This window comes from Blastopirellula sp. SH421, assembly GCF_057808535.1.
This window is the reverse complement of sequence record NZ_CM173712.1, coordinates 1382111-1402560: the sequence shown is the minus strand read 5'-3', so window position 1 is coordinate 1402560 and position 20450 is coordinate 1382111. Positions and strand designations below refer to the sequence as shown.

14 protein-coding genes are annotated in these 20450 nt (G+C 54.8%); 11 read left to right on the top strand and 3 right to left on the bottom strand.

Annotation, left to right across the window (positions count from 1 at the left end; all coding sequences use genetic code 11):
• The first annotated feature begins 203 nt into the window (after positions 1 to 203).
• From SH421x_RS05740 to asnB, 5 genes are all read left to right on the top strand, one after another.
• Positions 204 to 2084, top strand: a complete 1881-nt coding sequence (locus SH421x_RS05740; protein ID WP_488854445.1) for a hypothetical protein — start codon at positions 204 to 206, stop codon at positions 2082 to 2084.
• A 241-nt stretch (positions 2085 to 2325) separates the two neighbouring features.
• Positions 2326 to 3720, top strand: a complete 1395-nt coding sequence (locus SH421x_RS05735) for a c-type cytochrome domain-containing protein (protein ID WP_488854444.1) — start codon at positions 2326 to 2328, stop codon at positions 3718 to 3720.
• Between the two features lie 51 nt (positions 3721 to 3771).
• Positions 3772 to 7068, top strand: coding sequence for a DUF1549 and DUF1553 domain-containing protein (locus SH421x_RS05730; RefSeq protein WP_488854443.1), 3297 nt, complete (start codon positions 3772 to 3774; stop codon positions 7066 to 7068).
• Between the two features lie 41 nt (positions 7069 to 7109).
• Positions 7110 to 8399, top strand: coding sequence for a PQQ-binding-like beta-propeller repeat protein (locus tag SH421x_RS05725; RefSeq protein ID WP_488854442.1), 1290 nt, complete (start codon positions 7110 to 7112; stop codon positions 8397 to 8399).
• Between the two features lie 95 nt (positions 8400 to 8494).
• The gene (gene asnB, locus SH421x_RS05720; protein WP_488854441.1) at positions 8495 to 10414 is read left to right on the top strand and encodes an asparagine synthase (glutamine-hydrolyzing); all 1920 of its coding nucleotides are present in this window, start codon (positions 8495 to 8497) and stop codon (positions 10412 to 10414) included.
• A 371-nt stretch (positions 10415 to 10785) separates the two neighbouring features.
• Here the strand turns inward: asnB and SH421x_RS05715 are convergent, their stop codons facing one another.
• From SH421x_RS05715 to SH421x_RS05705, 3 genes are read right to left on the bottom strand one after another with little or no spacing between them, the layout of a single operon-like run.
• Complete coding sequence (locus SH421x_RS05715) at positions 10786 to 11643, bottom strand: ABC transporter permease (protein WP_488854440.1); 858 nt, start codon at positions 11641 to 11643, stop codon at positions 10786 to 10788.
• A 1-nt stretch (position 11644) separates the two neighbouring features.
• Positions 11645 to 12502: an ABC transporter permease gene (locus SH421x_RS05710; RefSeq protein WP_488854439.1), complete on the bottom strand. Its 858-nt coding sequence runs from the start codon at positions 12500 to 12502 to the stop codon at positions 11645 to 11647.
• Positions 12503 to 12526: 24 nt separating this feature from the next.
• Positions 12527 to 13537 (bottom strand): ABC transporter ATP-binding protein, encoded by a 1011-nt coding sequence (locus SH421x_RS05705; protein WP_488854438.1) that lies wholly within the window; start codon positions 13535 to 13537, stop codon positions 12527 to 12529.
• Between the two features lie 197 nt (positions 13538 to 13734).
• On the opposite strand from SH421x_RS05705, the gene ispF reads away from it, so the two are divergent.
• From ispF to SH421x_RS05675, 6 genes are all read left to right on the top strand, one after another.
• Positions 13735 to 14223, top strand: coding sequence for a 2-C-methyl-D-erythritol 2,4-cyclodiphosphate synthase (gene ispF / locus SH421x_RS05700; RefSeq protein ID WP_488854437.1), 489 nt, complete (start codon positions 13735 to 13737; stop codon positions 14221 to 14223).
• A 64-nt stretch (positions 14224 to 14287) separates the two neighbouring features.
• Complete coding sequence (locus SH421x_RS05695) at positions 14288 to 14656, top strand: GxxExxY protein (protein ID WP_488854436.1); 369 nt, start codon at positions 14288 to 14290, stop codon at positions 14654 to 14656.
• A gap of 114 nt (positions 14657 to 14770) precedes the next feature.
• Entirely contained in the window at positions 14771 to 16294 is a 1524-nt protein-coding gene (cysS, locus tag SH421x_RS05690; RefSeq protein WP_488854435.1) for a cysteine--tRNA ligase, read from the top strand.
• A gap of 164 nt (positions 16295 to 16458) precedes the next feature.
• Positions 16459 to 17697 (top strand): leucine-rich repeat domain-containing protein, encoded by a 1239-nt coding sequence (locus SH421x_RS05685; RefSeq protein WP_488854434.1) that lies wholly within the window; start codon positions 16459 to 16461, stop codon positions 17695 to 17697.
• A 96-nt stretch (positions 17698 to 17793) separates the two neighbouring features.
• Positions 17794 to 18495 (top strand): hypothetical protein, encoded by a 702-nt coding sequence (locus tag SH421x_RS05680; RefSeq protein WP_488854433.1) that lies wholly within the window; start codon positions 17794 to 17796, stop codon positions 18493 to 18495.
• A 327-nt stretch (positions 18496 to 18822) separates the two neighbouring features.
• Complete coding sequence (locus tag SH421x_RS05675) at positions 18823 to 20394, top strand: hypothetical protein (protein WP_488854432.1); 1572 nt, start codon at positions 18823 to 18825, stop codon at positions 20392 to 20394.
• Positions 20395 to 20450: the final 56 nt, after the last annotated feature.

The window sequence follows — 20450 nt, the reverse complement described above, 5'->3', positions numbered from 1 at the left end:
TTCGGTATAACTGGACCGAAGTGCCGCGTGACGCTTGATTCGCACTGGTTTCCTGTCCACACATAGTTTTTATTTGAGTATGCCTCTGCCGATATTATGGAAGTGCGCACCAGGCAAACGTCGTTGCACACCCCCGATCAGGCAGTAATTAAGAAGGCGGAGGAAGAAAAGAAGTGAAATTTCGCATGCCACCGAGTTTCCGTATGGCAGTTTGCGCAATTTGCGCCGCCACTTCATCTTCGATTGCACTCGCGGTTCCGCCGCCGGCGGCCGACCTGCTGCCTGATACGACAAAAAGCTACGTTTCGACTCCTGACATGGATGAACTGCGTGCTCGTTTTGAAGCAACTCAGTTAGGAGAGTTGGCGGCCCATCCCAACATGAAGCCGTTTGCCGACGATCTGGTCGACCAGCTCGAAGCCAAGCTGTCTGACGGCGGAGTAAAACTAGGGATAAACTTCGACGATCTCGCTGGCGTTTACGCCGGCGAAGTCTGCGCGGCGGCGATTCAACCGACCGACGACAAGTCACACGCGATGGTGCTGCTGGTCGATATCACCGGCAAACTGAAAGAGTCCAAAGCGCTGCTGGCGAAGATCGAAAAGAACCAAATCGAACAAGGCGCCGTCAAAGCGACCCTGAAAATCGAAGAGGTCGACGCGGTGAAATTCACGTTCCCCAAGAAAAAGGGAGAAGTTGAAAACCGGATCGCCTACTACCTGATCAACCAAGATCTGTTGCTTGCCGGCGACAATCCAGACGTCATGGCCGGAATTGTGAAAGCCCAAGCCGCCGGCAAAGCAGCCAACGCGCTTTCTGACTTCAAGCCGTTTGTTGAAGTGAAGGCCCGCTGCGAGAAAGACGCCGACGGCCTGGAGCCCAACATTCGCTGGTTCGCCGAGCCCTTCGGCTTTGTCGAATTACTGCGAGCGCAAGCCGGTGGTCGCAAGAAACGCGGCAAAGACATCCTAAAAATGCTTGAAGGCGAAGGTTTTGAAGCGCTGCAGGGTGGCGGCGGCTTGATCAATTTCAACGTCGGCCCCGACAAAGCGTACGACATTCTGCATCGTGAGTTCGCCTACGCTCCGACCGACCCCAATGCGGAACCGGGACAGCGGTTTGTGCTGGGCGCCCGGATTTTGGATTTCCCCAACGGGCCGATCGAAGCGCCGCCGACTTGGGTTCCGGCTGAACTAGCGACTTACTTTACCGTTCGCTGGGATATGCAAGACGCGTTTAAATACGTCAAGTCGATCGTCAACGCCTATGCGGATGATGAGATCTTTGATGAAGTGATGGAGAGCCTAAAGGAAGACAACCTGGGTCCGCAGGTGGATATTCCCAATGACATCATCCCGTTCCTTGATGACGAAGTGATCCTGATTTCAGACACCGTCCAACCGGTCACGCCCAGCAGCGAACGTCGTTTGCTGGCGGTCGAAATCACGAACGTCGATCTGGTCAAAGCGGCGATTTGGAAGATCCTGAAAAACGAACCGAACGCTGAGCCGATCGAAATCGAAGGCGCCGACGGCAAATTAGAAGCCTGGCGAATCGAAGAAGGCGAAGAAGAACTGCCGACGTTGACGATCGTCGGCCCCGGCTTTTCGACCGCTTATATTGCGGCGCCTGCTCCGGCACCTGCCCAAAAGTTGCCCAACATGGCGATCACAATCCATGGCAAATGGCTCTTCGTTTCGTCACATGTCGGCCTGCTAGAAAAAGTGATGCAAAACAAGGAGAGCCTAGCAAGCTCGGCTGATTTCATTCGCGTCAAACAGACGCTAACCGATTTAGGCCTAGACAAGGACAGCTTTTTCCAATTCGGCCGCAGTGATGAGTCGTACCGCGTCACGCACGAAATGATTCGCACCAATCAAATGCCGGAATCAAAATCGCTACTTGGCGTCGCGATCAACCGGATTTGGAGCATCGGTCACGAAGACGAAGTTCGTCGCCAGCAGCTTGACGGCTCGAAACTACCGCCGTTTGAACAAGTCGCCCCTTTCCTGGGCCCGACCGGATTCTTCGTCAACACCGAGAACAACGGCTGGATGATGACCGGCGTCACGCTGCGGAAGTAAACCGAGCGATCCAAGTCAACGGTGAACCCTAGGTGCGCTTCGGCGCACCTATTTTTTTGCCCTAGCGGCAATCTTCTGCACGATCCCGCAGGCGGAGGCGGGAAATTCTTGCAATCTTGGCAAGTTTTCGGTTAGCATAAACATCGCTTCCTTCCTCGCCGCTACTTCACGGCGCCCCGTTCCCCTTCCCTACTCGCCCTACCTAATTACAGGCCAGCGCTTTCGAAAAGGATCCGTCGCGATGCTGTCGAAGCTGTTCATATTTCTTCTGGTGCTTTGCTGCGCGGCCCAACTGTCGGCCGAAGAAGGCAAAACCATCAGCTACTACCGCGATGTTCGCCCCATCCTGCAAGCCAATTGCCAAGGCTGTCATCAGCCGGCCAAGCAGGGAGGCGCCTACATCATGACCAACTTCAATCAGATGATCGCAGGCGGCGAAAGCGGCGCCGCCGCAATCGTCCCAGGCAAACCGGACGAAAGCCATTTGATCGCCGTGATCACGCCGGCCGATGGCAAAGCCGAGATGCCGCAAGGGAAACCGCCGCTTACCGACGCCGATCGCAAGACGCTCGCGCTATGGGTCATGCAAGGCGCTAAAGACGACACGCCGGCTTCGACACGACCGACGTTTGATCACGATCATCCGCCGGTCTATACGCTGCCGCCGGTGCTGACCTCGGTTGAATACTCGCCAGATGGCAGCTTGTTGGCTGTATCGGGTTATCACGAAGTGCTGCTGCAGAAGGCCGACGGCAGTGGAGTCGCCAAGCGACTGGTTGGGCTATCAGAGCGGATTGAATCGGCCCGGTTCTCGCCCGATGGCAAACGTTTGCTCGTTGCCGGTGGTTCGCCGGGCCGCTTGGGTGAGCTGCAAATGTGGGACGTCGAGAGTGGTGAGCTGAGCTATTCGGTTCCGGTCTCGTACGACACGATCTACGGCGGCAGTTGGTCGCCGGATGGCAAGCAAGTTTCCGTCGGCTGCGGTGACAACTCGGTTCGCGTCTTCAACGCCGAAACCGGCGAGCAACAGTTTTTTAATGGCGCGCATGAAGACTGGGCGCTCGACACCACTTTCTCGGTTGATGGTTCGCACCTCGTCTCGGTTAGTCGTGACATGGCGATGAAGCTGTACGAGGTCAAAACAGAACGCTTTATTGACAACATCACCAGCATCACGCCGGGCGCGCTTAAAGGGGGCATCGCCGCCGTGATGCGTCATCCGACTGAGGATCAACTGCTGATCGGCGGCGCCGACGGCATCCCCAAAATCTACAAAATGTTCCGTGAGAAAGACCGCAAGATCGGCGACGACTTCAATCTGATTCGCGCCTTTCCGGCCATGGCAGGGCGACTGTACGACGTCGCGTTTTCTCCCGACGCCACCTTGGTCGCCGCTTGCAGCAGCAACGATCAAAAAGGGGAGATTCATCTGTTTAACACAGCGGATGGTAAACTGCTGCGTCCGATGGCCGAGCAACATGGACCGGTCTATTCGATCGCTTTTAGTCCCGATGGCAAGCAACTCGCGTCGGTCGGGTTTGACGGCGTCGTCCGAATTAATCTGGTCGCAGACGGAACGTTGGTTCGTCAGTTTTCGGCCGTTCCGCTGATCGCTCAAACGGCATCGGCAGAATAGAAATCCCTGCAGCTCCGCGGTGCTTTTATCCCCCGGCAAGGAAACGCTTTCATGACTTCGCGAATCTTCTTTAGCATGTTGCTGGCGCTGGCAGTCTCGCTGACCTCGGCCCACGCCGCCAATACGATTCCTGCCGGCAAGCAACTGGTCAAAGTGGAAGTTTGGCCCGAGCGGATCGAACTCGATTCTCCTTTTGACTACGCCCAGGTGTTGGTCACCGGGACGCTCGATTCAGGGGAGATCGTTGACCTGACCCGCGTCGCCGAGCGGCAGGATCAATCGACGCAATTCTCGATCACCCCCAATGGACTTGTTACACCGTTGGCCGATGGCGAGACGCAACTTGTCTTGAAGTACGAAAATCACGACCTCAACGTGCCGGTGGTGGTTCGTAACTTGGCGGCGGAAGTGCATGCCGACTATATCCGTGATGTGAACCCGGCGATGTCCAAGATGGGCTGTAATCAAGGAACCTGTCACGGCTCCAAGGATGGCCGCAACGGCTTCAAGCTGTCGCTACGTGGCTATGATCCGATCTATGATCATCGGGCGCTGGTAGACGATGTCGCTGGACGCCGATTTAATCGCGCGGCGCCGGATCAAAGCTTGATGTTGCTCAAAACCAGCGGCGCGATTCCGCACGGCGGCGGTCAACTAACCCAGCCCGGCGAACGACGATACGAGATCTTGCGCAACTGGATCGCCGGCGGCGTCCAGCTGAATCTCGAATCGCCAAAAGTCGAGTCGATCGAAATCCTGCCGAAGAACCCGGTCATTCCGCTGCCAAAGATGACGCAGCAATTTGTGATTCTCGCCAACTATGCGGACGGCACGACCAAAGATGTCACCGCTGACGCATTTATCGAAAGCGGCAATATCGAAGTCGCCGTAGCCGACGCTTACGGCGTGTTGTCGCTGTTGCGCCGCGGAGAAGCGGCGGTGTTGGCTCGTTTTGATGGCGCCTACGTCGCAACCACGGTCACCGTGATGGGTGATCGCAGCGGCTTTGAATGGACCAATCCACCGACCAAAAGCTATGTGGATGAATTGGTCTACGACAAATTGCAGCGTGTGAAAGTGCTGCCGAGCGAACTTTGCACCGACGAAGAATTCATCCGCCGCGTCTATCTTGACCTCACCGGTTTGCCTCCTACATCGGACGAAGTGAAAGCTTTTCTGGCCGATACGGCCGAGACCCAGGCCAAGCGTGAAGCGTTGGTCGATCGGCTAATCGGCAGCGCACCGTATATCGAATTCTGGACCAACAAATGGGCCGACCTGCTGCAAGTCAACGAAAAGTTTTTGGGGGAACCCGGCGTCCATGCATTTCGCGATTGGATCAAAGCTTCCATCGCCGAGAACAAGCCGTACGATCAATTTGTTCATGAGATCCTCACCGCGTCGGGGTCGAACCTCGACAACCCACCCAGCTCGTACTACAAGATTTTGCGTGATCCTGAAGGCGCGATGGAAAACACCACGCAGCTCTTTTTGGCGGTCCGCTTCAACTGTAACAAGTGCCATGACCATCCGTTTGAGCGCTGGACGCAAAGCCAGTACTATCAGCTCTCGGCCTTCTTCGCTCAGGTAGGTCGCAAAGAAGACAAACAGTTCGCTGGCCAGCGGATCGGCGGCACGGCGGTCGAAGGAGCGCAGCCACTAGTCGAAGTCATTTACGACACCGGCGCCGGCGAAGTGAAGCATTTGCTCACCGGTAATGTTGCGCCGCCAGAGTTTCCTTACCAAAATGAATTGGCCGAGGAAGCCAACAGCCGTCGCGAGAAACTGGCCGACTGGATGATCGCCGCCGAAAACCAATACTTCGCCAAAAGCTACGTAAATCGTCTCTGGGGCTATCTATTTGGGGTCGGCATCATTGAACCGATCGACGACATCCGCGCCGGCAATCCCGCCTCGAATCCGCAATTGCTGGATCAACTGACCCAGGAATTTGTCGAAAGCGACTTTGACGTCCACACAATGCTGCGACGCATCTGCAAGTCGCGAGTTTATCAACATTCGGTCGCCGCAAACCGCTGGAACGATGACGACGGGATCAACTATTCGCATGCCTTGCCGCGTCGCTTGCCCGCCGAGGTGCTGTACGATTCAATCCATCTGGCCACCGGCAGCGCCGCCAATTTGCCCGGCGTACCGACCGGGTACCGTGCTATGCAGCTGCCGGACGTCTCGGCTCGCATTCCCTTCCTAGATGACTTTGGTCGTCCGCCGCGAGAAAGTTCGTGCGAATGCGAACGCTCTGGCGGCGTGATGCTAGGCCCGGTGATGAAACTGGTGAATGGTCCGACCATCGCCGACGCGATCGCCGACCCCAATAGCGAACTGACCAAGCTGACGCTGGCTACTCCGGATGACGAAACGCTCATTAATGAACTCTTTCTCCGCTTCTTTGCTCGCAAACCGACGGCGGAAGAACGCGATTTGGCGATCCGCACATTGCACGAGTCAATCGGCGACTATGCAGAAGCCCAGCAAGAGCTGGCGAAATATGAGGCCGACTTGATGGCTGCAATGCCCGCGTGGGAAGCTGGCTCGGCCCGCACTCCCGAGTGGAAGCCGCTGACCGCCGCCGGGATGAAGTCGACCTTCGGCGCCGAGTTCAAATCGCTGGAGGATCAATCAATCGTGGTCTCTGGTCCACTGGCGAAAGGGGAATACGAACTCGTCTTTCCGACCGACCTGACCAGCATCACCGGCATTCGCATCGAAGCGATGGCGGATGAAAGCCTGCCGGCTGGCGGACCTGGCCGTTCGCCCAACGGCAACTTTGTCTTGAGCGAACTGAGCGTCACCGCGACCAGCGTCAAAGATGCGACCCAATCGGCTGAAGTTCCGCTGTTAGGTGGCGAAGCCGATTTCTCCCAGCAAGGCTGGGACGTGCGGGGAGTGATCGACAACAATCCGGCCAGCGGATGGGCAGTGATGCCGAGGTTCAACGAGCCGCACGTTGCGATCTTTGAAACGGCGGATGACGCTGGCTACGCAGACGGAACCAATCTGACAGTGCGGATGAATTTCCAATACCCCGATGGCGCCCATCTGCTTGGTAAGTTCCGCGTGTCGGTCACCACCAGTCCGCGGCCGCTTCACTTGAAGAGCAGTTTGCCGCCAGAGATCCAAGAAATCTTGGCGATCACGGCGACCAATCGCAGCGAAGATCAGACGAAAAAACTAACCGAATTCTATCGGTCGCGTGACTCTCGTCTGAAAGAAATGCAGGTCAAGGTTGCGAAACTCGCCGAACTGGAGAAGAATCAACGGCTGACCGGCGTCCAAGATTTGGCTTGGGCGCTGATCAACAGTCCGGCCTTTTTATTCAATCGCTAGCCTTGGCGACTATCAGTGTCGCATTAGAAGGGATTCGTGGGATGCGTATCAATTGGTTGCTGCTCGGTGCGTGTCTGGCGATTGTTTCCCCCACGCTGGCCGATGATTGGCCGCAGTGGCGAGGTGAAAATCGGGACGGCGTTTGGCGCGAAGATCGCATCCTCCGCAAGTTTCCTGCCGAGGGTCCTGAAGTTATTTGGCGCGCACCAATCGGTTCTGGCTACAGCGGACCGACCGTCGCCCACGGCAAAGTTTATGTCACCGACCGCTTGGTTGAGCCCAAGCAAATCGAACGCGTTCACTGCTTCGACGAGCGCACAGGCCAAAAACTGTGGTCGCATGAGTACGACTGTCCTTATGTGGGAACCGGCTACCAAGCAGGGCCGCGGGCCAGTGTAACCATCGACAACGGCAGCGCCTTCGCCCTGGGGACCATGGGCAATCTCTTTTGTTTTGACGCCGCCAGCGGCACCATCCTCTGGCAGCGCGATCTGAACGTTGAGTTGAAGATCCAGATGCCTGATTGGGGGATTGCTGCAGCGCCGCTGGTTTATCGGGATCGCTTGATCTTGCAGATCGGCGGAGCGGATGGAGCCTGCATTGTCGCGCTGGACACCAAGACCGGGAAAGAACAATGGCGCGCACTCAACGATCGCGCCGGCTACTCGGCCCCGATCTTGATCCAGCAAGCGGGCGAAGATGTTGTAGTCTGCTGGACCGGCGATAGCGTGGCCGGCATTGACCCCAAAAATGGCGCCCTCTTTTGGCGAATCCCGTGGCCGCCGCGGAACATGCCGATCGGCATCTCGACGCCGGTCTTGCAGGGAGATCGCCTGTTCTTGACCGATTTCTACGATGGCGCGCTGATGATCCGACTCGGGCAGAATGAACCGACTGCCGAAAAGCTCTGGCTGCGCGTCGGCCGCAGCGAGCGCGATACCGACGCACTGCAATCGATCATCAGCACGCCAGTCTTTTTGCCGGATGCAATCTACGGTTGCGATAGTCACGGAGAACTGCGTTGCCTTGATCCCAACACCGGGGATCGCATCTGGACGGATCTGACAGCGACTCCTCCGAATCGCTGGAGCAATATTCACTTTGTGCAGAATGGCCCGCTCTTTTGGCTATTTAATGAGCAGGGAGAATTGATCATCGCCGAGCTTTCAAAGCGAGGTTACCACGAAATTGATCGGGCCAAGATCATCGAGCCGACGACCGCCCAACTATCGCGTCGCGGCGGTGTGACCTGGGCGCATCCGGCATTCGCCGGTCGATCCGTTTTTGTGCGAAATGACCAGGAAATCGCCTGCCTAAGTCTCAAACGCTGATTTTGCCTAATTTTGTGCTGCTAGTCGCGACGCGAAGCCCGATTAAAATGAGGGCTCTTTCCATTTTCACGATCGACTACAAGGCGGACTAGCGCGTGTGCGGCATCACCGGAGCGGCTTGGACCGATCCACAACTAGCGGTTTCGGCCGATGCGCTGCGGCGCATGACCGATTGCATCTCGCATCGCGGTCCCGACGACGACGGCTATCTGCATCGTGATCTAGAGAATCGCAATCCTTATCCGCCGATCCCCGGCATTGCACTGGGACATCGGCGGTTGTCGATCATCGACCTGGCCGGGGGCAAGCAGCCGCTGGCCAACGAAGATGAAACGGTTTGGACCATCTTCAACGGCGAGATCTATAACTTTGCCGCGCTGCGTGGTCGGCTTGAAGGCGCCGGACATACATTCCGTACCCATAGCGACACCGAAACGATCGTTCACCTGTTTGAAGACGAAGGGCCTAATTGTTTTCGCCACTTCAACGGGATGTTCGCGATTGCGATCTGGGATCTCCGCGAGCGGCGGCTCGTACTCGGCCGCGATCGACTCGGACAGAAGCCGCTCTATTACTATCATCACGCCGGACGAATCGTCTTTGGCAGCGAGCTGAAAACGCTGCTCGCATTGCCCGACGTGCCGCGTGAAGTTGACCCGGCGGCGATCGACGAATATCTCACCTATCAGTACGTGCCGCATCCCAACACCATCTTGAAGGGAATCAAGAAGCTGGCGCCCGGCGAGTTAGCAGTCTTTAGCGACGCCGGTCTGCATGTAGAGCGATACTGGAAACCCGACTTTTCGCACGAAGATCACCGCTCCCCTGCTCTGCAAGACGCGGAACTGCGCGAGTTGTTTGATGACGCCGTCCGCTTGCGGATGCAGGCCGACGTTCCGCTCGGAGCGTTTCTCTCGGGAGGTGTCGATTCGTCGCTGGTCGTTTCGTCGATGCAACGGCAAAGCGATCGTCCGGTGAAAACGTTCTCGATCGGCTTTCCGCAAAAAGAATATGACGAGACAAGTTTCGCACGTCAGGTCGCCCAGCATTTAGGAACCGAACATCACGAATTCCAGGTCACGCCGAGCGCCTTGGAGATCCTACCCCAACTAATTTGGCACTACGACGAACCGATGGCCGATAGTTCGGCCATTCCAACTTGGTACGTCTCGCAACAAACGCGAGCCGAGGTGACAGTTGCACTAAGCGGCGACGGCGGCGACGAATTGTTCGCCGGCTATCGGCGCTATCGCGCAGTTGGTCTGGGCGCCATGATCGATCGCATGGGACCATTGAAACGAATACTGGGAGCCAAAGTTTGGCAACAGCTTCCCTCCAGCGGACGGCAAAAATCGTGGCTGCGGCAAGGTCGTCGCTTTGCCGAAGCGATTGCGATGTCGCCCCAGCGGCGCTATCTCGAATGGATCAGCATCTTCAATGAGTCACGCCGCGGTCAGCTTTATACGGATCAATTTGTCGCCCAATTAACCGACAGTGATCCGTTTGATTTTTTGCAAACTGCCTGGGAGCGCAGCGGCAAACGAGACGCGATCACCTGCGCTTCGCTGGCCGATTTGGTCACCTACTTGCCCTGTGATTTGAACTGCAAGGTCGACATTGCATCGATGGCGCATGGGCTAGAATGTCGTCAACCGTTTCTCGACTATCGCCTGGTCGAATATGCGGCGGCGCTGCCGATTGGCCGCAAGTATCAGCGCGGCCGGGGAAAGCAGATCTTGCGCAGCGTCTTTGGCGATCGCCTACCGACGCAGATCTGGGAACGCCCGAAGATGGGCTTCGGCGTGCCGCTTGATTACTGGTTCCGGCACGAACTAAAAGCGATGCTGGTCGATTCGCTCCTCTCCGAAAAAGCGCTCAGCCGCGGACTTTTCCGCGCAGAGACCGTCCGCGAATTGCTTGACGAGCACATGTCGGGCAGCTTTGATCACAGCGCCCGGCTCTGGGCGCTGCTGGTGCTGGAGCTATGGCAGCGCGAGTGGATCGATCGTTCGTAGAGGTCGCGTACTCCTCTTCATAGCCCGTTGCGCCAGCGAGAGAAATGCGTGCGGCTACTTCAATCCGCTTTAGAATTGCCGAGTAATTCTCCCTCGCAGGCGCATTTTGAAGTTGCGCTATTTGGCGATTCATGAAGAATAGAACATGGATACCACGGAAAGAGAGCCGGAAAACAGGGTAAGAAAGCAGAAATGGGATGGAAAAAGACTCCGACAAGGCAAAATATAGATCCCATTAAAAATGGATCGCTCAACGCTCATGGATCTTTTCTTTCTTACCGTGTTATCCGTGTCCTCCGTGTTCTATTTCTTACGAACCTGTGAATCAGCGCAACGTCAAAACGGGCGCATCGGGCTACGAAGAGATACCGCTATGACGATGCGCTGCGATAGCTAAGTAGTGCTCGCTTAAAGACCCAACGTGAGCCGAGGATGCTGGCGGCGGTCGCGAAGACGGCGAAGATGGCGAGGGCAATGTTCTCGGCTGAAGAAATCCCTAATGGCTTGGCCATGATGCGAGCCGGAACGTTAACCACCACCAAGATTGGAATCGCGAACGTAAAGATAACTCGCAACAAATCGCCGACGCCTCCCTGATAGATCTCCATCGGGTAACGAGAAAAGCTGGTGATGTAAAACCAGAAATCGTACAACGACTGATTGCGGCCGAGCCAAATACTGGTCGCCGCCAACACGATCATCAAACTATAGAGAATACCAACGCCGCAGAGGATAAATAGCGGATAGGCGATCAGCATATACGGCGTAATCACCAGCGGCTGATTGGGACGTTCGGTCAGATTCCACAAGGCGACCACCAGCAGCACCAGTCCAAACAAAAAGTTCGACATCGACGGCCAGTTCACCTTTTGAAACGATATTAAAAACTGCGTATCGATCGGTTTGAGCAGCGCAAAGTCAAGCCGCCCTGTCCGAATCAACTCGGAGAATTCCTGGGCATTCGGCATAAAGAAGGTCTGCATCAAACTATTGATGAAGAGCGTTGTCGCCAAAAAGACGAAGAACTCAAACTTCTTCCAGCCGGTGCCGTCACCGATCTCAGCCGTGTAGGTAAAGATCAGTAGATAGAACCCCAGGTTCATCAGCACCCACGACAAGCTCGAAGCACATTCGATCAGAAAGTTGCTGCGATAGCTTAGGTCGCGGATCAAGCTGTTCCGAACAAACGTGTAAAAGACCGGCCAATACGCCGCGCGATCCGAAGCCATCTTATCCTCCGTAACCGCTATATCGTTTGACGCCATAATAGAGCGACAAGCGACAAGAGACGTAAAAGAAAATCACCCAGCCCAACTGCACTAGCAGTCCGACCACCAGCTCAGTCCCTTGGATCCTGCCCAGAAAAACCGCCGCCGGAAAATAGGCCAAAAAGTTAAACGGCAAAAATCGCACGATGGTTCCCCAGGGCCCGCCGATTGAGTCGAGCATATCGAGCGGAAACATGTGTCCCGAGAGAAAGAAGTTGAATAGCATATAAACAAACAGCAGCGAACTGACTTCCAAAAACCAGAAGCCGATCATGCCGATCGTCGCTTCCATGAAAAAGCCGAGCGCAAATCCCATCAGCAATGAGGCAAAGAACGCCGCCAAAATATGCGGCTCGGGCCAGCCGTTGAAGAAATCGCGGCAGAGCCAAAAAACCAGCACAAACGGCAACGCGGCGACAATGTAATATGTCAGCTTGTGCGCCAAACGGTTGAGAAACATGAACGAAACCAGATCGAGCGGTTGGATCAAATACTTTTTGATCTCACCTTCACGAATCTGCATCGCGATTCCGGAAGCTAGGCCCGGCATACTGGAAAAGGCGCGACTGATCGTCGACAGCAGGTAATAGGCGACGATGCTGTCGTAGGTATAGCCGGCGATCTTGGCAGGGCCATCCCCTTCTCCAGAGGATGCGCGAATCGAGCCAAACACGGCGTACCATAAGAAGACTTGCGTCACGATCGGCAAAAAACGCATCAGCGTGCCGAGCATGAAGTCGCCGCGATAGACGAGCTTCTCGTGAAAGTTGATTTTGAATATTGCCCACCAGGTCGAAGCGCGGGCCGCCAATTCGGTCATGACGTAGGTCCTTCGCTGCGATGCTTAGTGGGTAACAGCCGGTTCGGACGAATGCCCTTTGGATAACGAGAAGACTTCGGCAATCACCTCCTCCAGCGGAGGATCTTCGACGCTGACGTCGGCCAGTTCGTATTGGTCCAGGATCGAACCCAACACGCGGCCGACCGCATGGCGATCGACCCGAATCTTGGCACGGGGATGTTGAATTTCAATCACGTCGCCAAACCGCGACAAATCGCCGGGGACTGCTTCCTGCTCAAACTGAAGCGTCACAACTTTGTGCCCGCCAAACCGATCGATGATTCCTGACAGCGAACCGTCATAGATAATTTCGCCGCCGGCGATGACCACCACGCGCTGACAGAGCGCGGCGATATCCTTCATATAGTGACTGGTCAGCAGGACGGTGATTTTCCGCTCGGCCTGATAATGCTTCAGGAACTGCTGAATGTTGTGCTGAGCGACCACATCCAGTCCGATCGTCGGTTCGTCGAGAAACAGCACTTCGGGCGAATGCAGCAGAGCCGCAATCAGCTCCATCTTCATCCGCTCGCCCAGCGACAAGTTACGAACTGGCTGATTGAGCAGCCGGCGGACGTCTAACAGGTCGGTCAGTTCATCCTGGGTGCGCTGAAACGCATCGGGATCGACGCGATAGATTTTTTGGTGAAGCCGAAAGCTGTCTTGAGCCGGCAGGTCCCACCAAAGCTGATTCTTTTGCCCCATCACCAACGCGAATCGGCGACGATACCCATTTTCTCGTTTCCAGGGGACGTATCCCATCACCTTGGCGTTGCCGCTGGTGGGGTTGATGACGCCGGAAAGAAGCTTGAGCGTGGTTGTTTTACCGGCGCCGTTGGGGCCCAAAAACGCGACAAATTCACCCTGATCAACGGTCAGATCGATGCCACGGACGGCTTCAACGGTCTTATATTCGCGGTGAAAAAGCCCCTGAATAGAGGCAAGCAGCCCCTCTTTTTTCTGGTAAACCTCGTACGTCTTCGTCAGTCGCTGGATTTCGATAATTGGGGGCATAATTCGATTGTAACCCTGTCGGGTCATGAAGGAAGTGCGGGTCTGAGCACAGCGGAATACGCGGCGTCCCCCTTGTCACTCGTTCGCGTTGTCGGTTTTCACCAACTGGGCTATAATCGCCCGCCACCGGCGGTTCGCGTAAGCAGCGCAAACTCTGTCGGTTTTTATAGTTACCAACCCAGCCCAGACAACCAGGCATGATCCGCATCGGTTTAGGACACGACACGCACCGGCTCGCTGAAGGCGGGCCATTGCGCCTGGGTGGAGTCGATATTCCGCATGACCAGCACTTGGTTGGTCATAGCGACGCCGATGTTTTGATGCACGCGATCACTGACGCGTTACTGGGCGCCGCTAATTTGCCTGATATCGGCGAGCTGTTTCCTAATACCGCCGCCCAAAACAAAGGACGCGACTCTGCCGACTTTCTTCGCTTCGCCCACCAAAAAGTGAATGAAGCAGGCTGGCGAATCATCAATTTGGACACCGTCATTTTTGCGCAGAAGCCGAAACTTTCGCCTTACAAAGCAGCAATGCGAACCGTGCTAGCCAGTATCCTACAAGTCGAACCTGACCAAATCGGCATCAAATCAAAAACCGGCGAACAAGTCGGCCCCGTCGGCCGCCAAGAAGCCATCCAAGCCGAATGCGTTGTGCTGTTGGAGAAGATTAACGGGATTATCTGACACGCAAGAAATAGAACACGGATACCACGGATGAGCACAGATTAACACGGTCGGAGCAAAGATCATGCTTGTCGATCAGCAGCGCACGCAACCGATTGTCGACGCATTTTATCGGGTCTATAACACACTCGGCGCTGGCTTTCTCGAAAAAGTTTACGAGAAAGCAATGCTCCATGAACTAAGGCAGCAAGGACTGAGAGTCGAATCCCAACATTCGATCCTCGTGTATTACAACGGAATCATTGTCGGCGAATACTTCGCGGACCTGTTCGTCAGCCAAGAAGTTGTTGTAGAAATCAAAGCGGTGGATTCGATCTCACCGGCTCATGAAGCGCAACTGATAAATTACTTAAGAGGTACGCAATCAAAATTTGGCCTGTTGCTCAACTTTGGCCCCCAAAGCACAGCTCCGCCGCAAAATCCTTACCCCTAACTCGTAAGCGAAAATTGATCGACACGCCAATTTCTGATCTTACCGTGTAAATCCGTGATTAATCCGTGTCATCCGCGTTCTATTTCTCCCAAATCAACTTAGCCTTTCAAAGCCATGACCATTCGCGTTTACAACACGTTGTCGAAAACCAAGGAAGAGTTTCAAACTGTGACGCCGGGCAAGGTGGGGATTTATCTCTGCGGACCCACGGTCTATGCCGAGGCGCATATCGGTCACATGGTGGGACCGGTCATTTTTGATACGGTCAAGCGTTACCTCGCCTACTCGGGCTATGAGGTCAATTTGGTCGTCAACATCACCGACGTCGATGACAAGCTGATCAAAAAGGCGACTGAACGCGGCATCAGCATGGAAGAAGTCGCTGATGAAAACATCGCCGACTATCTCCAAAACCTTGCGGCCTTGGGGGTCGACCAGATCGATCAGATGCCCAAAGCAACCGAGACGATGGACGGCATCATCGCAATGGTCGCTGAGCTGATTGAAAAAGGATTTGCTTATGCGTCGGAAGGCGACGTCTACTTTGAAGTCACCAAAGACCCCGAGTACGGCAAGCTGACCAATCGGACCGTCGAAGCCATGCAAGGCGAAGGAGGCGAAGCCGCGTCGCGTAAACGTTCGCCCGGCGACTTTGCCCTCTGGAAAAAAGCGAAATCCGGCGAGCCCAGTTGGAAGAGCCCATGGGGCGATGGCCGACCGGGCTGGCATATCGAATGCTCGGCGATGAGCAAAGCAATTTTGGGTGAAACCTTTGACATTCATGGCGGCGGGCTCGACCTGATCTTCCCCCATCACGAAAACGAAATCGCTCAAAGCGAATGCTGCCACGCGAAACCGATGGTCAAATACTGGATGCACAACGGGCTGCTCCGTAGCGATCCAACCGCCGGTAAGATCGGCGGCCGTGCTGAACGTGAAGGAGGCGCCGAAGCTGGCGGCAAAATGAGCCGATCAGGCGGCGCAGGCGGGTTGGCCAAGTTGATCGAGCGTCAGTCAGGCGAACGCATCCGCTTTTTCTTGCTCCGTACCCATTACCGCAGTACGATCCTCTTCAGCGAAGAAGCAATCGCCGAAGCCGGCATCGGTCTCGACAGTTTCTACCGTTTGTTTGAACGGTACGAACGCCTAACCGGCGAAAGCTTTTTCGAGCTGCCAGCCGCCAAGACGCGAAAAGCTGGCGACTTCGATCCGAAAAAAGACGAGCTGTTGGTCACGATCGCCAAGCATCGCGACGCCTATCTCGAAAAGATGGACGATGACTTCAACACTGGCGGTGCGGTCAGCGAACTGTTCGAGATTGCCCGGCTGATCAACAAGACGATCGACCAGCAAAAGCTGGAAGAGGACAAGTCGGCCGATTTGACCGCCATCAAAAAAGCGTTCTCGGTCCTACGTGAGCTAACCGGGATCCTCGGCATTTTTGTGAAGGCTCCCGAGAAATCCTCGAGCGGCGACAGCGAACTGGTTGGCCAGTTGATGCAACTATTGATCGACGTTCGCGCTTCGGCTCGCCAGAAGAAAGATTTTGAGATGAGCGACGTCATCCGCGATCGGCTCACCGCGATGGGCGTCACGCTGGAAGACCGCAAAGAAGGAGCGACCTGGCGATTGGGCTAGATCGGTCTCTCTTATTTCATCTAGTGCCGTCGAGACAATCTCGGCGGCTTTTTTTGTGCGCTTTTTTCGTATTCTTGGTTGCCATTCGCAACCACCGAAATGCGCCGGTACAATCGGCGTAGCTCTTCGCTTTGCTCCTCTACCCAAATCGCGCACGGTTGGTCATGAAACGCATTTCTTTGCTCACTTTGCTGTTGGTGGTGACCGTTGCGACGGTTTTGTTCGCCTATGTTGGTTACTATCGCGTCCGCGCGGCTCGCTTGGCGAGCGTGCGATCCGAACTAGCTGCAAGCGGCGGCGCGTTGACGCTGACTTCAGAAACGGCAGAAGAGGATATCCAGCCACAACCAACTTGGCGGGATGGTCTGTTTGGCGAGCACGCATTCGCCGAGTTGGAGGAAGTGACTCTTTTTTTAAATCAACCGGCGCCAGGCTTAGTAGGGCGAATCATCGGATTTGATTCACCGGTCTGCGTCAACGCTTATGGCTCAGGTATCAGCGACGACGATGCGGCCGCATTAGGTTACTCATCAATTGAAGAACTGGATCTCGACAGTACATCGCTCACGCCGAGCGGATTTACGTCAATCGCCAAGGCGGCGCAGCTAAGACACCTAACCTTGGTTGGGGGCGAAACACAAGCAGACAAACTCGCTTCGCTGGCGGCCAGTCCTAGCTTGCGGGAACTGACCCTGATCGACGCCGACATGACGCCGGAAGTGGTAGCCGCCATCGCCAAACTCAAAACACTCCGCGAACTCTTTCTGTATCAAGTCCGATGGCCCAGCGAAGAGGGATGGCGAACGCTCGAAAAGCTTACGCAGCTCGAAACGCTGCGGATCACCTCGTCCAAAACACCGGCCGGCGCTTCGCCAGCGCTGCGCAATCTGCCAAATCTAACTCGCCTAGAAATCGACTTTGGCGAGTTGCGATCGTTCGACGGCGTCCGCGTTTCGCCTGAGTTCATCCAAGAGCTGGCGGCAATCAAGTCACTCCAAGCGTTAGACACCGGCCTGATGAAAGTCGAACCGCCATTGGACGCGTTGCCTTCGCTAGAAGCTCTCACCAGCCTGAAACAACTTTCGCTGCTGAAGGTCCGCGGCGTCGCCGACTTCACCGCAATCAACACGGCGTCCAATCTCGAATCTCTCAGCATCGGCGAAGGTTTTTCCAACCAGTCACTCGCTGGCCTGGACAAACTGACCAAGCTGAAGCACCTGACAATCGATAGCGACACGGTGACCGATGCGGCGATCGACAAGCTGGCGAAAATCAAAACATTACGTCAAGTAACGCTAGGTCCCAAGGTTACCAAGGAAGCGGCGGAACGGTTGAAAGAGGCGCTGCCGCAGTGCGAGATCACCCTGGTGAATTCGACCGGGACGGAGGTGGGGAGTTTTTAGCCGTAGAAGGATGTCGGCGATCTAAAACAGGCGATGAATTGACTTCGGGCCTATGCCTTCGACTTTGCTCAGCACAAATATCGCAGGAAAGAAGCGATGCATTTCAGAATCCTCGCTTTCGTGATAGGAAGCGGCATCGTCGTGGCCCTCATGCTTGGGAACTACGTCACATCGGTGCTTTCAACGCCAAAAACGGTCTCCACCATAGAATCTGCACCGTATTTGCTCGATAAACTTTTCGGTAATTCGGGCCAAACGACCTTTCATTTATCCGCTTTCCACGACTCCGAATCGGTCCCACACTTCTCGCTGGAAAAGCACGTCACGTCGAAAGTAATTCTTCGCGTTACGCGACAAACACTCGATTCTTCGTCTGTCGTATACGAAGAGGCGTTTTCTGACCGCCAAGAGTTTTTGACGACTATCAACCAATATCCCTCTTGGAACTGCGATTATTTACCACCCCCAGAATTTCGCCTTCCCAGTGGTCGACTGGTCGAAGCCGAAGGCGAAGTCTACCTGATAATTGCGTATGATCGTCAGCTATCGGTCTATCGGTTTTCTGATTCCGCTGGGAAGTTTGAGAAGTCAACGAACGACCTGCCCGATGACGTGAGACGTAAAGTTTTTACGAGCACTTATTCGGCCAAAGATGTCTACTGGAGTCATGCGTTGATTGCAAACACAAAGTACTTTCTTCCCAATCTTTTGGTTGAAGAGCCAAATTTTGAAAACTATGAGAGCCTGAAAGATACTTACGACGCCTTGATTCAACGCATTGAGGCTGATCGAAGGTAACGCAGAAATGACGCCGAGCTTCTGAAACAGTCGCTGCCGCAGTGCGAGATCACCCTGGTGAATTCGACCGGGACGGAGGTGGGGAGTTTTTTCAAAGGTTGGGCTGGTCGGGTATGTCAAGATACTTAGACATCCCCCTTTAACTGGAATTAAAGCGAAGAAACTCAAATGCCTAATTATCTCAGAAATCAAGCCTATCGCTACCTCCGCGATACATGCATCTGCACCTCCCTTCTCTTATTCTGTATTTTGGCAGTGGGCTGCGATTTTAAAGACACGCTCCCTTCGTTTTCAGGCGCCGCTAGAGTATCCGCGGTGCGAAAGCCTGTGCCGGAAGACATCATCATCTCCCCAGCCACCACCTATATCGATACGCCGCGAACCAATGCAGGCGCTGTCGACTATGTCACCGCAATGAAGCAGAAATGGCGAGAAGGGGTCACACCGGAGAATAATGCTGCGATCTCGCTGCTGGAAGGGACTTGGCCGCCGCCAAGGTTTTCCGATGTGGAGATTCAAAAGTTACGAAATGAATTGCAATGGCAGACGCCCGTCGAAGGAGCGACGGTTGGAGCCTATACCGACGAAAATCTTGCACGCGTGGAGGCATGGGCGACGTCTCAGATGGCCGCCAAAGACCAATTGGCAAATCCTGTCGATGCACTGGCGGTTATTTCTGAGTCGCGAAGAGCGCCTTGGAGTTCATCCAGCTTTCCTCCGTTGAGCAAGTGGATCGCTGAAGACCAGAAAGCAATTGCCAAGTTCCATTCCGCCGTCGACCGGACGCGTTTTTTTTGCCCCTCTATTAACTCATTGGAAGACTCCAGCGCCCCTTTACTGTTTGCAGATTTTTTGCATCCCCGGCGACTTCGAGTTGCGGCTGATCTCTTGGGAGGGCAGACCATGTATTTTGTGGGTGAAGACAAGCCCGAAAAAGCTTGGCGAAATATTCAAACCATGTTTCAGCTGTCAGGCCTGGGTATGAATTGCGACTCCGAGGAACTCGGGGGACGTATCGAACTGCGTGCGCGCGCGAATCACTACACACTCGTACTGATGACGCAATGTGAATGCAGCCCTGAGTTGCTGAACCAAATCGAAGCTTGCTGTCAGAAGCAACCGAAGTTCAAGCCGTCGCTTAAGGAGCTTGTTTATAGCCTGCGACTTGCAACGCTGGACATGGCGCAGCGACTCTATTTGCGAGAGAGATTCTTAAATAGTCGACGCTTCGATGAGATGTTGGGTTGTCTTGAATATTCGAAAGCATTGAACCACGATTTCGATCCGAATGCGATGCTGACTCGCATCAATTACTGGTTTGATCGCGTCGAGGAAGAGATTTTCACCACCGATCGCAGTCAAGACCAGACGAAGCTATTCGCGTTGGCAAATCTAATCCCTGCCCAGCGCACCACTCCTCTCGGCAAGGGGGAACATTTTGCAACAATCTCCTCGGCCGATCTGGGAACGGGAATGGCGGACTATCTCGTCAGCTATACCTCCCTTAAGGAGTTGCTTACCGTGAGGATGCTTGTAGACCGATTCGATATCGCGAGAGACATGCTTTTAGTCGCGATCGCACTAGAGAAATACAAAGCAAAACATCAACAATACCCGCAACGCCTGGACGAAATCGGAGCACTTCTCGACAAAACTCTCCTGCGAGATCCATTTTCTAGTGGAGATCTCAGGTACGAAAGGAAAGGTAGCGGTTATCTCTTGTATAGCATTCTGTTTGAAGGAGACAACGGCGGAGATGGAGGCGACGGAATCACCGGAAGCATTATTAATGGCGAGTGGGATTTAGACCAGGACAACTACTTCATGGCAAACGACATGGTCTTTCGCGTGCCGATTCCCGCATTTCGATCTCTGGATCAATTCCCATCAGCACCATAGAGTGAGCATGGATGCGCCAAGTACTGCGCGAAGTTACTACGTAGACTCATGCGTGG